The organism is Pseudoxanthomonas sp. J35 (assembly GCF_000513995.1).
Lineage (GTDB): Bacteria > Pseudomonadota > Gammaproteobacteria > Xanthomonadales > Xanthomonadaceae > Pseudoxanthomonas.
Genome location: NZ_AZVB01000012.1, coordinates 116294 through 130845, shown reverse-complemented (window position 1 = coordinate 130845; position 14552 = coordinate 116294). Strand labels below are relative to the sequence as shown.

Below are 14552 nucleotides of genomic sequence, written 5' to 3'. Positions count from 1 at the left end.
CCGTCGGCGCGCGGGCGGCGCTGGTCCAGCAGGCGGCAGATCGTGCGCACCACCTCGATGTTCTGCTTCTCCGAGTTGCCGCCGACGTTGTAGGTCTCGCCGACGCGGCCCTTGGCCAGCACGGTGCGGATCGCCTCGCAGTGGTCGGCCACGTACAGCCAGTCGCGCACCTGCCTGCCGTCGCCATAGACCGGCAGCGGCTCGCCGGCCAGGGCCTTGGCGATCACCAGCGGNATGAGCTTTTCGGGGAAGTGGTACGGACCGTAGTTGTTGGAGCAGTTGGTGGTCAGGGTCGGCAGGCCGTAGGTGTGGTGGAAGGCGCGGACCAGATGGTCGGAGGCGGCCTTCGACGCCGAGTACGGGGAGTTGGGCGCGTACGGCGTGGTCTCGGTGAACTTGCCGGTCTCGCCCAGCGTGCCGTAGACCTCGTCGGTGGACACGTGCAGGAAACGGAAAGCCTCGCGCCGGCCGTCCGGCAGCGCCTTCCAGTAGTCGCGGACGGCCTCGAGCAGGCCCAGAGTGCCCACCACGTTGGTCTGCACGAAGGCCGCCGGCCCGTCGATGGAACGGTCCACATGACTCTCGGCGGCGAAGTTCAGCACCGCCTCGGGCTGGTGCTCGGCGAGCAGGCGCGCGACCAGGTCGCGGTCGCCGATGTCTCCCTTCACGAATACGTGATTAGCTTCTCCTTCGATCGAAGAAAGCGTATTCAGGTTTCCTGCATAAGTGAGCGCGTCCAAGTTGACGATCCTGACGCCGCGCGCCACCGCTTCCAATACGAAATTACCGCCGATGAAGCCGGCTCCGCCGGTCACAAGCCAAGTTGACACCATATGCTCCTTGTATAGAGGCGCCCAAGCACCTTCTGGTCCAAACGGAATAGGATAGCGGGTTTTTTCTGGCACCCTGTCAAGAAAACTGATCAGCCAAGCCGGAACAACCCGACCATACGCCATCGCATGGAGCCGCATCCCCGGTTAGAATCGCCCCCACTGCCCCGCGCCAGCCGCCGCGGCCGGGCCTTCCCGCAACAAGCTGAAGGATCTCGTACACGATGAAAATCCTCGTCGCCTACAAGCGCGTGGTGGACTACAACGTCCGCATCCAGGTCAAGCCGGACGGTTCCGGCGTGGTCACCGACGGCGTCAAGCTGTCGCCGAATCCGTTCGACGAAATCGCCCTGGAAGAGGCCCTGCGCCTGCGCGACGCCGGCATCGCCACCGAGGTGGTGGTCGCCACCCTGGCCCCAGCCGACGCCGCCGCGCACCTGCGCAACGGCCTGGCGATGGGCGCCAACCGCGCCATCCACGTAGTCACCGATGCCGCCATTCAGCCGCTGACCGCCGCGCGCGCCCTGCTCAAGCTGGTCGAGAAGGAGCAGCCGCAGTTGGTCATCCTGGGCAAGCAGGCGATCGACGACGACGCCAACCAGACCGGCCAAATGCTGGCCACGCTGTGGGGCCGCCCGCAGGCGACCTTCGCCTCCAAGCTGGTCGTCGCCGACGGCAAGGCCACGGTGACGCGCGAAGTCGACGCCGGCCTGGAGACGCTGGAAGTGGAGCTGCCGGCGGTGGTGACGACCGACCTGCGCCTGAACGAGCCGCGCTTCATCAAGCTGCCGGACATCATGAAGGCCAAGAGCAAGCCGCTGGAGACCCTCGCCTTCGCCGACCTCGGCGTGGAGGCCAACGACAGCCTCAAGACCACGCACTACGCGCCGCCGGCCAAGCGCAGCCGCGGCGTGATGGTGAAGGACGCCGCCGAGCTGGTGGCCGCACTCAAGAACAAGGGGTTGCTGTAATGGCCAAGATTCTCGTCGTCGCCGAACATCTGAATGGCCAGCTCAACGCGGCCACCGCCAAGACCGTCAGCGCTGCCCAGGCGATCAAGCCCGAGGCCATCGACATCGTGGTGCTGGCCGCCGACCCGGCCGCCATCGCCGCCCAGGCCGCGCAGATCGCCGGCGTGTCGAAGGTGATCACCATCGCCAACCCAGCCAACGAGCACGCCGTGGCCCAGGTGCTGGGCCCGCAGATCGCCGAACTGGCCAAGGGTTACAGCCACGTGTTCGGCCCCTCCACCACCTTCGGCAAGGACCTGATGCCGGTGGTGGCCGCGCTGCTCGGCGTCAACCAGGTCTCCGACCTGATGGCCGTCGAGGGCAGCCACACCTTCAAGCGCCCGATCTACGCAGGCAATGCCATCATCACCGTGGAGGCACCGGCCGACCAGGTCGTCGTGGCCACCGTGCGTACCGCGTCATGGCCGGAAGCCGCCCAGGGCGGCAACGCGCCGGTCGAGGCGGCGAACGTCTCCGCCGCCCTGCCCGGCCACACCCGCTTCGTCGGCCTGGCCGCCGGCAAGTCCGACCGCCCGGACCTGCAGAGCGCCAAGCGCGTCGTCTCCGGCGGCCGCGGCGTCGGCTCGGCCGAGAACTTCCAGATCATCTACCAGCTCGCCGACAAGCTCGGCGCCGCGGTGGGCGCCTCGCGCGCCGCGGTGGACGCCGGCTACGTGCCGAACGAACTGCAGGTAGGCCAGACCGGCAAGATCATCGCCCCGGAGCTGTACGTCGCGATCGGCATCAGCGGCGCGATCCAGCACCTGACCGGCATCAAGGACGCCGGCACCATCGTGGCGATCAACAAGGACGCCGAGGCGCCGATCTTCGAGATCGCCGATATCGGGTTGGTGGGGGATTTGTTCGCGCTGCTGCCAGAGCTGGAAAAGGCGCTGTAGTGCCAACGGGTTCTTCGCCCGCGGAGCCGGCAGCACCGGCCCCGCGGGGAAAGGCTGCAGCCTGGATCCTCGGCGTCGCGACGCTGTACCTGGCGGCCTTGTGGTACGTCGATCGCGATAACCACGTCCTGTCCAGCCTGGCCGAGCTCGCCGTCCCGCTCGGCTACTGCGCGCTGCTGGTGCTAGCCAGCTATGGATTCCGCTATCAACGCTGGCGCCGCCTGCTTCATGCCCAGGGCCATGAGACCCCCTGGCTGCACGGGCTAGCTGCCTATCTGGCCGGCTTCGCCTTCACCGCATCGCCGGGCAAGGCGGGGGAGTTACTGCGAATCCGCTACTTCGCCTGGCAGGGCGTACCTGCCCAGGCAACGCTGACCACCTTCATTTTCGAACGAGCACTGGACCTGCTTGTCATTACCCTCATGGCTACGGGCGCGGCGGCGTCGGTGCCTATGTTCGGCCTGATCGCAGCGACCATTCTGGCTCTGCTGCTGACACTGATGGCGCTGGCCTGCTGGCCTCCGCTGGGCCGTGTGGCACGCAAGCTCGCCAACCTGCTGCCGGGTACGGCAATACGCCGCCTCGGCCATTTCCTCGTCGAGGGCGCCTGCGCACAGGGTCCATTGATGCATCCACGCACGGTGCTGCCGGCCATCCTCCATGGCGCCGCGGCCTGGAGCCTGACCGCGCTCGCGTTCACCTGCCTCAGCCATGCGGCTGGCGTCACGCTGTCGTGGCAACTAGGAATTGGCATCTACCCCGCCGCGATGCTCGTGGGTGCCCTGTCCTTTATCCCGGGCGGCGTCGGCACCACCGAGGCGGCGATCGTGTTCATGCTGGGCGGGGCGGGCGTTCAGACCACCGTGGCGCTCACGATCGCCATCGGCATTCGCCTAGCCAGCCTGTGGCTGGCTGTGATGGTAGGGATGCTGGCGATGGCAACGCTCGAGGCGGCGGAGTACTTACACCGACGGCAGTGAACACAGGCCGAACCCACTGCTTGTATCGCCGCCTTCCTTTATCATTGCCGCCGAATTCAAAGGATGTGAAAGGCTTTTCCATGCATCACCCGGCATCGTTCCCGGCAGGGACGCACAAGTTATGAGCACATCCAGCCGCCCGCTGTGCGTCGATCTAGACGGCACCCTGCTCCGTTCCGACATCCTCTATGAATCGCTGCTGGCGCTACTGGCACGCAACCCACTGTACTTGCTCATGATTCCGTTCTGGCTGATCGGCGGAAAGGCCGCAGTCAAGCGGAAGCTCGCTTCGCGGGTGAGACTGGCGCCGGAGTGCCTGCCGTACGACGAGCGCGTCCTCGACATCCTGCGCACCACCACGCAGCGCCCGCGTGTGCTGTGCACCGCCTCGGACCAGATCCTGGTCCAGCCCATCGCCGATCACCTCGGCCTGTTCGAGCAAGTCATCGCCAGCGACGGCCGGACCAATCTGTCCGGCCGCAACAAGGGCAAGGTCCTAGCCGAGCGCTTTGGCGAACGCGGCTTCGATTACATGGGGAATGGCCGCGTCGACCTGCTGGTCTGGGAGCGGTCCGCCGGCGCCATCGTGGTCAACAACGGTCCCAGGCTGGCGCGCGATGCCGCGCGCCGCACAGAGATCCTGGCGCACCTGCCCTCGCAGAACGGCCTGCTGACCTGGATCAAGGCGCTGCGCGTCTATCAGTGGCTCAAGAACCTGCTGGTGCTGGTCCCGCTGCTGACCGCACACCGCTTCCTCGACCTCCCGGCGGTCACCGACACAATCGTTGCCTTCCTCGCGTTCGGCCTGTGCGCCTCGGGCGTGTATGTGCTCAACGACCTGCTCGATCTCACCCCGGATCGGATGCACCCACGCAAGCGCAAGCGCCCCTTCGCCGCCGGGCGCCTGCCACTGCTGCACGGCCTGCTCGTTGCGCCGCTGCTCACGCTTGCCGGCTTCGCACTGGCACTGCTGTGCAGCCCCGCCTTTGCCGTGGTCCTGCTGTGCTACTACATGATGACGTTGACATACTCGCTCAAGCTCAAGCGCATCGTCATGATCGACGTGGTGTTGCTGGCGGCGTTGTACACCGTGCGAATCATTGGCGGCACTGTTGCGATCGGCTCGGATCTTTCGTTCTGGCTGCTGGCATTCTCGATGTTCGTGTTTCTCAGCCTGGCGATGCTCAAGCGCTACACCGAGCTTGCCTCGGCGCTGGCCAGCGGCAAGGAAATAGCCATGGGCCGTGGCTACTCGGTCGCCGACCTGCCGCTGGTGCAGTCGCTGGGCGCGGCCGCCGGCTATATCGGCGTACTTGTGTTTGCGCTGTACATCAACAGTCCGGAAAGCCTCGAGCTCTACAGCAACCCGAAGCTGCTCTGGCTGCTTTGCCCGATCCTGCTGTACTGGATCAGTCGCATGTGGATCGTGTCGCACCGGGGCGACATGCATGACGATCCGATCGTGTTCGCAGCCATGGACCGCGTCAGCCAGGTCGTGATCGGCCTTTGCGTGGTCATCGTCCTGGCAGCGATATGACCCCGCCGGCCGGGCAATCCTGGGGACGTTATCCTCGCGTCGAGCAGCGACTGGTGCCTGTGTTCGACCGCAGCGCCCCATTGCCGATTCCAGGCGATGGCAGCGTATTGCCCCACGGCAACGGTCGCAGCTATGGCGACAGCTGCCTGAACCCCGGGGGATCACTCCTCGTGGGCACCGCGCTCAACCGTTTCATCGCGTTCAATCCGGCCACCGGCGTGGTCCGCTGCGAAGCCGGCGCCACGCTGGCGGACATCCTCGACATCGCCTTGCCGCGAGGCTGGTTCCTGCCCGTCACGCCCGGGACCCGCTATGCCACCGTGGGTGGGGCGATCGGCAACGATGTACATGGCAAGAACCACCATCGCGCTGGCAGCTTCGGCCACCATGTGCTGCGCCTGGAGCTATTGCGAAGCGACGGCTCACGCCGGACATTGGCCCCGGATGATGCCAGTGGCCTGTTCGCCGCAACGATCGGCGGCCTGGGCCTGACGGGCTTCATCACCTGGGCCGAGCTGCAGCTGCGGCGCGTGCCTGGCCCATGGATCGAGACGGAGACCATCCGTTTCGGCAGCCTGGATGAATTCTTCTCGCTGTCGCAGGCATCTGCGACGGATTTCGAATACACCGTCGCCTGGATTGACTGCCTGGCCAGTGGCAGGCGCCTGGGACGCGGGCACTTCCTGCGCGGCGACCACGCCCCTGGCAATGTCCAGGCGGCAACCCCCAGCTCCGCCCCCAGGCGCAGCATGCCGCTGGTACCACCGGTCTCGCTGGTGAACCGACTGACGCTGCGCCCGTTCAACACCCTTTACTACTGGCGGCAACCGGCGCGCCACAAGCGCCATTTTTCTCACTATCAAAGCTACTTCTATCCACTGGACGGCATCAACCACTGGAACCGCATGTACGGCCCACGCGGCTTCCTGCAGCACCAATGCGTCCTGCCGCCGGCCAACGCCCGCGACGCCACCGCCGCCCTGCTGCGCGAGATCTCGCGCAGCGGCCGAGGCTCCTTCCTAGCCGTGCTCAAGGAATTCGGCGACCTGCCGTCGCGTGGCATGCTGTCGTTCCCCCGTCCCGGCACCACGCTAGCCCTGGACTTCCCGAACGACGGCCCGGACCTGCTGAGGATGCTAGACCGCCTGGATCGCATCGTCATGGAGGCCGGCGGCGCCGTTTATGCGGCCAAGGACGCACGCATGTCCGGCGCGCTGTTCCGCCAGGCCTACCCAGGCTGGCAAGCGTTTTCCCGATTCATCGATCCCCGATTCTCGTCCGGCTTCTGGCGCCGGGTCACGGAGTAGCCATGCAGAAGGTTCTCATCATCGGCGCCACCTCGGCCATCGCCGAGGCCGTCGCGCGCCGTTACGCGGCACGCGCCGCCGCGCTTTATCTGGTCGGCCGTCGTGCCGAGCGCATCGAGGCGATCGCTGCCGATCTGCAGGTGCGTGGAGCGAAGCAGGTCGACATCGGCGTACTCGACGTAAACGACCTGGCCGGCCATGCGCAGCTGCTAGACCAGGCAGAAGCGGCCCTTGGCCGCATCGATGTCGCCTTGATCGCCCACGGGACGCTGCCAGACCAGGCCGCATGCGACGCCTCGGTGGAGCTGTCGTTGCGGGAATTCGCCACCAACGGCACCGCTACGATCGCGCTTGCGGCGGCACTCGCCCAACGCCTGCAGCCTGGAACCACGCTGGCGGTGATCTCGTCGGTTGCCGGTGACCGTGGTCGCGCCAGCAACTACCTCTACGGCAGTGCCAAGGCGGCCGTCACCGCCTTTCTGAGCGGACTGGGCCAGCGCCTGCGCCCGCGCGGCATCAACGTCCTGAATATCAAGCCGGGCTTCGTCGACACCCCGATGACCGCTTCCTTCAGGAAAGGCGCGCTGTGGGCATCTCCGGACAGGATCGCGGACGGGATCATCAAGGCCATCCAGGGCCGCCGGGCCGTCGCCTACCTGCCAGGATTCTGGTGGGCCATCATGTTCATCATCAAGTCCATCCCCGAGTTCGTCTTCCGCAGGATCAAACTCTGAAATGACCGACAAGCACGCCAAGATCGTCATCACCGGCGCCGCCGGCCTGGTAGGCCAGAACCTGATCGTGGAACTCAAGCAGCAGGGCTACACGCGGCTCGTTGCGATCGACAAGCACGCCCACAACCTGGCCATCCTGCAGAAGCTGCACGCGGACGTCCGCGCGGTACACGCCGACCTGGCCGAACCCGGGCCATGGGCGGAGGAATTCGTCGGCGCCTCATGCGTGGTGCAGCTGCATGCGCAGATCACCGGCAAGACCAGCGAACCGTTCGTCCGCAACAACCTCACCGCAACGGAACACGTGCTGGCGGCCACCCGCGCCGCCGCCGTGCCCTACCTGGTCCACATCAGTTCATCGGTGGTGAACTCGGTGGCCAAGGACGACTACACCAACACCAAGCGCGAGCAGGAGGAGATGGTCGTGGCCAGCGGACTGCGCCATTGCGTACTGCGACCAACACTGATGTTCGGCTGGTTCGACCCCAAGCACCTGGGCTGGCTTTCGCGATTCATGGCGCGCACACCGGTCTTCCCCATCCCTGGCGACGGTCGCTTCATGCGCCAACCGCTCTACGAGCGCGACTTCTGCCGCTGCATCGCCAAGTGTATCGAGACCGAGCCCGATGGCCAGGCATTCGATATCGTCGGCGACACCCGCGTGGATTATGTGGACATCATCCGCACCATCAAGCGGGTCAAGAAGCTGCGCACAATGATCGTGCATATCCCGATCGGCTTCTTCGCGTTCCTGTTGAGGGTGTACAGCCTGTTCAGCAACAAGCCCCCGTTCACCGCCGACCAGCTCAAGGCACTAAGCGCCGGGGACGACTTCAAGGGCGTCGACACCGAAGCGGTGTTCGGTGTCCGGCAGACGCCGTTCGAAGATGCCATCCGCGAGAGCTACACCGACCCACGTTACAGCCATATCGTGCTGCAGCGCTGACCACATAGAACACGGAAGACCATTCAATGAGCAAATTCGCCATTATCGGCAGTGGCCCCATGGGCCTCATGGCAGGCCTGGAGCTAATCAAGCAAGGCCACCAGGTCGATATCTACGAACGCGATGATCGCATCGGCGGCATGTCCGCCGATTTCGATTTCGATGGCTTGCGCATCGAGCGATATTACCACTTCATTTGCAAGACCGACTATCAGCTGTTCAAGTTGCTTGAAGAGTTGGAAATGTCCGATCGATTGCACTGGACGGACACCAAGATGGGTTATTACTATCAGGGCAAACTATACAAGTGGGGCACGCCGTTCGCTCTGCTCGGCTTCCCGCACCTAAGTCTGGTGGACAAGGTCCGCTATGCCTTGCATGTTATGTGTACGAAAGGCATCAAGGACTGGACCGCACTAGACAAGGAAAACGCCCGCGACTGGATCACCCGCTGGATCGGCCCGAAAGCCTACACGGTGATGTGGGAAAAGGCCTTCGCACTGAAATTCTTCGAATACCAGAACTCTCTGTCCGCCTCGTGGATCGGCACTCGTATCAAGCGCGTAGCGCTATCGCGACGAAACCTGTTCAACGAAAGCATGGGCTATCTGGAAGGCGGCTCGTCGGCACTGCTCAACGAGATGGCGCGGCGCGTACAGGCTGCGGGTGGTCGCATTCTGCTTGGACGAGGCATCGACGAAGTCGTCTCGAGCGAAGGGAAAGTCACCGGTGTTCGCACCGGCGGCGACGTGGAAGCCTATGACAAGGTGATCTCCACCGCGCCTATCCAGTACGTCCCTCGACTTGTTCCCGGCCTGCCCGCAACATTCTCCGACGCCATCAGCCGCATCGAGAATATCCCCGTCGCCTGCGTAATCCTGAAGCTCAAGCATGCGATCAGCGAAAATTTCTGGATGAACATCAGCGATGACAATATCGAGATCCCAGGCGTCATCGAATACAGCAATCTGAATCCTGGCAACGATCCGGGGCAGAAGATTCTGTATGCGCCGTTCTACATGCCCAAAACACATCCCAAGTGGACATCGCCGAACGAGGCACTGATCGAGGAAACGATTGGTTATCTTCCCAGGCTCAACCCTGATTTCCAGCGCAACTGGGTGCTTGACGCCCACTGTCATCGATACGAGTACGCGCAGACCATTTGCCCTCCTGGATTCCAGAATATGCTACCTCCAATGGAGACTCCGCTTGCCGGATTCTTCATGGCGGACACTGCCTACTACTATCCCGAGGATCGCTCCATCAATGAGAGTATTGCCGTCGGGGCCAAGATCGCAGCGCTCGCGGCTGGCCATTGAGACGCCTCCAGATGACACGTCAGTTCGTGCTTTTCCTCATCGCCAGTGGAACCGCTGCGGCCGTCAATTTCGGGTCGAGGATCGCCTTTAGTCATTGGCTCCCCTATACCCGCGCGATTCTTCTGGCGTACTGCCTGGGCATGATGACGGCTTTCTTCCTGAATCGTCTGCTAGTATTCAGGGGGGCGGCCAACTCCATTCACCACCAAGTGGGCTGGTTCGTCGCTGTGAACATCGCTGCCGTTCTGCAGACCCTGATCGTAAGCATCGCACTCGCCAAATGGATATTACCGGCGTTGGAGCTGGGTGGTGCGACCGCGGAAACCATCGCGCACGCGATTGGCGTCGCCGTTCCCGCAATCACATCGTACTTTGGGCATAAGCACCTCTCGTTCTCATCTCCTCGCGCTTGACCCAAACGGGAAGCGGAACCGATCACTCAATGGAAATGCAGATGCACCTGAAGAATGTTATATCCACTTGGCGCGGATCGCGTGGCATAGGATGGACAGGCTTGTTCGCGATCTTCTTTCTGGCCATGGCTTGGAAATCCAACGATGCGCTAAGCAATCCTCAGTTCTGGGCAGAAGATGCGACCATCTTCTTCGCCCAACAGCTCGGCAGCCTACTACCACAGATTTTCGTTCCATACGCCGGCTATCTTCACGCTACACCGCGACTGATCGCCTGGTTCGCATCTTTCTTTTCACTCGAATTCTCACCGCTGATCTATAACTTTATGGCGGTACTCATCGCCGCCGGCGCGATGGCTTTGACCTGTCGCCGCCTGCAAGGTTACATACCGGTCCCGGTGGTGGTCTTGTCGTTCTTGCTGGTGCCGACCAATGGCGAGATATTCGGCACGATCACAAACTCCCAGTGGTTCCTGCAATTCTGGTTGGCTGCGTGCTGCATCACCCCAGGCCGGGCACCACGAGGCGTCTGGGGCTGGCTGCGTGACGCCGCCCTACTGATTGTCTGCATCACAGGACCATTCTCGATACTGCTGGCCTGTGTCGTAGTGGGCCTGGCAATTAGTAGCGCGACCTGTCGGAAGTTGAAGTGGGATCCCTTCGAAGGGGCGCTCAGCCGCTTCACATCCGACAGCGATTGGAGAGCCCTGGCCATCCTGGGGGTCGGGGCCGTCGTTCAGTTCGTCATTTTCATCAACTTCTCGCCCCAAAACCAAGCGGCGACGCAACCTGTGCTTTCGTTGCTGTCATTGACGTTCGGACAGGTGCTGCCCCTGCATACTTTCGGCACGCTCCCGCTAAATCAGGCCGCATGGCTGCTGGTAGATTGCGCACTGATAGCCCTGCTTCTATTCTGCCGGCGAACACCAGGTAGCGCTCGGCTGGTGATAGCCAGCTTCGTCTGTTTCGCCTTTGTCGAAACTTTTGTATCCGTCCGGCTCAAGGAGGTCGGGCCGATGGCGCAGTTCATGATCGGTGACCGCTACTTCTACCTGCCCAAGATCGCCTGGTGGTGGATGGTCTGGCATGTCGTCGCGATGATCGACCGACAGCGGCCCTATATGGCCACCCTGCTGGTATCCGCCGGCCTGATCTTGGTTGCCGCGCTGAACACATCACATCTGCGCCGGCCGGCCCTGGTGGACATGCATTGGCGTGAGAACGTCACCCAACTGGACGCCCCCGGGAGTTACGTAGTCCCCTTCAACCCCGGCGGGTGGAATCTCCTGATTGAAGTACGTGCCAAGAAAGAAGAGCCATAACAGCAACAGCAGACCAGGCGCCCAGCAGGACAAACCCGCCAGGGCGCCCGCCTCGTCAGCGCAGGGTGATCCGGAGCTTCGGAGCACCAGGGCGCTGCGCGCCATCGGGAGCAAGCGTCTCGGTCTCGACGTTATACATCCAGATCGCGACGTCCTTGGTGCCGCCGACCTTGCCGATCTTGACCTTCAATTTATCGCCGTCACGCAACGGCACAGGCGTGCTCAACGTGACGTCTACGAAGGAATTATCCTGCGTTCCTTCCAGCTTGCTGCGACCACTCGCGCAGGTCTGTTCAACGCAAGCTGACATCTCGATCTCACCATCCGAGGCGCCAGCGAAGTTGCCAATCTGCACGCCAATGCCGATCGCATCGCCCGCGCCGGGCGACTTAATGGAAGTTTCGAGAACCCCTCCTGCCCCGAGCAGGATCGACTCACTGGACGACTGGCCCACCTGGATCTCGAGAACCTTGCCTGCCACACCGGCCACAGAAGGCTGCGCCTGCACGGGCGCATCCGGAGCCCTCGACGCGGTACGCTCCACGTCACTGTTGTTGCATGCGCCACACAGCAAGGCAGCGCCAACCACCATTACCGACTTAAATTTCACTTCTGTTCTCCATTGAAAAGTGCTTCTCGAATTTTCTCCATCTGGTTGAACCAGGCATAGCTCTCAATAGCCCGCGACCTCGCCACCTTCGCCATGTCTGCATAGCCCTGGTCGACCACTTCGATCGCGCGCTTGATTTCCTCATACCAGCCCGTGCTATTGGCCAGGAAGCCGTTGATACCGCTCTCTATCGCACTCCCGTAAGTATGGATCGGTGTGGCCACCGTCAGGGTGCCCACAGCTGCCGCCTCGAAGTATTTCAATTCCGACTTACAGTTGGTGAAGACGTTATCGAGCAACGGGACAATGTTGATCTCCACCAGCGACATGACACGCTGCAGGTTGATGAAATCGTGCAGCGGATATACCTGAATGCGTTCGGAGTACTTTGCTAGGTCTCCAGACATATCGAGGAAGCCAACCACCAGGAGCTTCACGCGCGGATCTTCTCTGAGCAGCCGCTCCAGCGCCGTCCCCACCATGGAAAAGTCATGGTTGTGGGTCGGCGTGCCGCTGAAGTACCCGATATGGATATCGTCGGTACGCCGGAATGCGCTGGCGACCTTCTCTTCGAAGATCCTGTCCGAGATGGCCAGCTGCTCCTTGTTCATGAAATTAGGCACGACCCTGGCCTTGCGCCCCGTGAACGCCTCAAGTTGCCTGGCAAGATACTGATTGGTCGTGACCGATTCGTCGCAAAGCCTCGCGACCGCCCCAATCCGGGAAATATAGGCAAACCAGTGGTCCCAGGCACCCGGATGCTTCAAGTCCTGCGCCAGTGTCTTCAGAATCAGCTGCACGTAGTCGACATTGAAGACAAGATCGTCGACATCAAACAGTACGCGCTTGCCCAGCGCCTTGGCCCGCGCAATCATGCCAGCAATCTTGTCGTTATAACGCATACGACAGACCACAATTACATTGGAGACATCAACGATTTCGTTGAAATGATCGGCGTCGGAATTGAAGAAATAGGACGAACTGACGTCCATCGTACCTTCCATCAGCGCGCAGGCCATGTTATAGGCACGATAACGGAATGTGCTGGTATCGGCCGCCTCGTAGAAGTAGGCGACCCGAGTGCCGCGCGAGCACAATGCACGGAAGCGCTCGTCGAACCGCTGCGTCCAAGGCGCCCGGTACTCGTTCTGTGGCTCGTTAACGTAGAACATTGTTCGCCAACACCTCGGTTACTTCTGCCAGTGCCTTTTCCCAGGAATCCGGAAGCCCGAACTTCGTGGATGAACCTTCGCCTTGCTCGATACGGGTGACCGCCTCGCGTAGCGCCGCCACCAGCGAGCCCCTGTCAAGCTCCGCCGTCAGGATTGAGGGCGAGTACATGCTCAGGTCCTGCTTCACGCCAAAACGATTCGTGACCACTGTGGCGCCCACTGCCGCAAGGTCCAGGGGCGGATAGCTGGGGTGCGGGGTAGCCATCAGACAAAAACCGAGATCAACAGTGCGCACGAACTTGGCATAGTCTGTCCAACTGAGCGTACTCATGATCGTGGGCTGGACGCCCCCTAAGGTGAGCTGCGGCACGTCCTTGCCGACGAGCACGATTTCCCACTTGTGCGGGTTGATCACGCCACAGCGGACGGCTTCATCCAAAACTTCGATCCCGCGATAGAACAGATTGCGCAAGTTGTTCGGGCGCGCATAGAAAAATAGGCGTCTCCGCTTGCCCTCCACGTGTTCCTTGCGCACATTGCTGCATGCTGCCGGGAACGCTGGCTCGAAGAACAATGCGCCATCCTCCAGATGAGGCAGGCCGCTGCCCACGAGATGGTCGCGCAAGAGGCGGGTATTCAGCACGACCGCCACGTCCCGGCGCGATATCGTTTCCGAGCAGCGTACCCAGTCATCGCCATAAGGGTAGAACATGCGCTCATCCTCCTGGAGGAGGTAGATCACGCGTGAAGGCCGGATGCTTCCAAGCGTCGATGCTGTGGTCCACCACGACGTCGTGAGAAAGTAGTCGCCTTCACTGACATCAAGCTGGCTGTCAGCGTCGGAAACATCGATGAAGGCGAATTCGACATTGCCCTTGTACTCGATGCCGTTGCAGCGAAGCACCTCGGCGAAGCTCGGTTGGTACGGGGCCTGAGTACGGGTAACCACGCGAAGCACCGCACCCGTGCGCCGGGCCAGAAGCGCGGCGAGGATGATTGAGGTACCGACACCACCGAACAAGCTCCCGCTGTTGATGCTATCGGTGACCAGGTTCAGGCGTAGCTTGGGCCCTGGTGCCTGGTAAATGGGAAGTGGGGCAATGCCAGGGAACCGGGCCTGCATCAGCCATACCGCCGTTGCGCCGGAAACTTCCGGATTCTGGGCCTCGCTCGTCTTTTGTACTGCGAACTGCTCTGCCGGATTGTGTCCGACCAGTTCCCCATGACGCCCTGTGACCTTCTCAAAGATCCGCAAGAACGTGGCACGCAGACCATACTGACGACGATACCAGACGAATTTTTCAATCGGATTCACTGCTTCTCCTTTCGATTTACTTGCAATACAGTCAGCGCGATCCAAGCGCGGACTGCCCCCTATTTCGGCGGCCTGACATATATTGCCCCATGCGAGAAATCCTGTCTTCAGCCGTCTCGCTTCAGCATCCACACAACCCGACCGCGGCATAGCGC

At 62.3% G+C, this 14552-nt stretch carries 14 protein-coding genes; 10 read left to right on the top strand and 4 right to left on the bottom strand.

The features are described from left to right. The coding region (gene rfbB, locus PSEJ35_RS0109715) for a dTDP-glucose 4,6-dehydratase (protein ID WP_028917612.1) at positions 1–830 on the bottom strand (830 nt) is incomplete at its 3' end. 224 nt (positions 831–1054) lie between these two features. On the opposite strand from rfbB, the gene PSEJ35_RS0109710 reads away from it, so the two are divergent. From PSEJ35_RS0109710 to PSEJ35_RS0109665, 10 genes are all read left to right on the top strand, one after another. Next, on the top strand, positions 1055–1801 hold the full coding sequence (locus tag PSEJ35_RS0109710; RefSeq protein WP_028917611.1) for an electron transfer flavoprotein subunit beta/FixA family protein: 747 nt from the start codon (positions 1055–1057) through the stop codon (positions 1799–1801). Then, on the top strand, positions 1801–2739 hold the full coding sequence (locus PSEJ35_RS0109705) for an electron transfer flavoprotein subunit alpha/FixB family protein (RefSeq protein ID WP_028917610.1): 939 nt from the start codon (positions 1801–1803) through the stop codon (positions 2737–2739). Before PSEJ35_RS0109710 ends, PSEJ35_RS0109705 begins: the two co-directional genes overlap by 1 nt. Beyond that, entirely contained in the window at positions 2739–3719 is a 981-nt protein-coding gene (locus PSEJ35_RS15960; protein ID WP_084635500.1) for a lysylphosphatidylglycerol synthase transmembrane domain-containing protein, read from the top strand. The genes PSEJ35_RS0109705 and PSEJ35_RS15960 overlap by 1 nt, the downstream gene beginning before the upstream one ends. 121 nt (positions 3720–3840) lie before the next feature. After that, positions 3841–5256, top strand: coding sequence for a UbiA family prenyltransferase (locus PSEJ35_RS0109695; protein ID WP_037082968.1), 1416 nt, complete (start codon positions 3841–3843; stop codon positions 5254–5256). Continuing rightward, positions 5253–6563 (top strand): FAD-binding oxidoreductase, encoded by a 1311-nt coding sequence (locus PSEJ35_RS0109690; RefSeq protein WP_028917608.1) that lies wholly within the window; start codon positions 5253–5255, stop codon positions 6561–6563. The genes PSEJ35_RS0109695 and PSEJ35_RS0109690 overlap by 4 nt, the downstream gene beginning before the upstream one ends. Before the next feature lie 2 nt (positions 6564–6565). Continuing rightward, positions 6566–7297 (top strand): SDR family oxidoreductase, encoded by a 732-nt coding sequence (locus PSEJ35_RS0109685; protein ID WP_028917607.1) that lies wholly within the window; start codon positions 6566–6568, stop codon positions 7295–7297. Between the two features lies 1 nt (position 7298). After that, positions 7299–8243, top strand: coding sequence for an NAD-dependent epimerase/dehydratase family protein (locus tag PSEJ35_RS0109680; RefSeq protein ID WP_028917606.1), 945 nt, complete (start codon positions 7299–7301; stop codon positions 8241–8243). A gap of 26 nt (positions 8244–8269) precedes the next feature. Then, the gene (locus tag PSEJ35_RS0109675) at positions 8270–9565 is read left to right on the top strand and encodes an NAD(P)/FAD-dependent oxidoreductase (protein WP_028917605.1); all 1296 of its coding nucleotides are present in this window, start codon (positions 8270–8272) and stop codon (positions 9563–9565) included. Positions 9566–9576: 11 nt separating this feature from the next. Beyond that, a complete protein-coding gene (locus PSEJ35_RS0109670) occupies positions 9577–9978 on the top strand; it encodes a GtrA family protein (protein WP_028917604.1) in 402 nt (133 codons plus the stop codon). Between the two features lie 101 nt (positions 9979–10079). Further along, entirely contained in the window at positions 10080–11300 is a 1221-nt protein-coding gene (locus PSEJ35_RS0109665; protein ID WP_037082966.1) for a hypothetical protein, read from the top strand. Positions 11301–11355: 55 nt separating this feature from the next. On the opposite strand, the gene PSEJ35_RS0109660 is transcribed toward PSEJ35_RS0109665, so the two are convergent. From PSEJ35_RS0109660 to PSEJ35_RS15955, 3 genes are read right to left on the bottom strand one after another with little or no spacing between them, the layout of a single operon-like run. Continuing rightward, positions 11356–11910: a hypothetical protein gene (locus PSEJ35_RS0109660; RefSeq protein WP_156924783.1), complete on the bottom strand. Its 555-nt coding sequence runs from the start codon at positions 11908–11910 to the stop codon at positions 11356–11358. After that, positions 11907–13082 (bottom strand): glycosyltransferase, encoded by a 1176-nt coding sequence (locus PSEJ35_RS0109655; protein ID WP_028917601.1) that lies wholly within the window; start codon positions 13080–13082, stop codon positions 11907–11909. The genes PSEJ35_RS0109660 and PSEJ35_RS0109655 overlap by 4 nt, the downstream gene beginning before the upstream one ends. Continuing rightward, entirely contained in the window at positions 13069–14397 is a 1329-nt protein-coding gene (locus PSEJ35_RS15955) for a hypothetical protein (RefSeq protein ID WP_084635499.1), read from the bottom strand. Before PSEJ35_RS15955 ends, PSEJ35_RS0109655 begins: the two co-directional genes overlap by 14 nt. Positions 14398–14552: the final 155 nt, after the last annotated feature.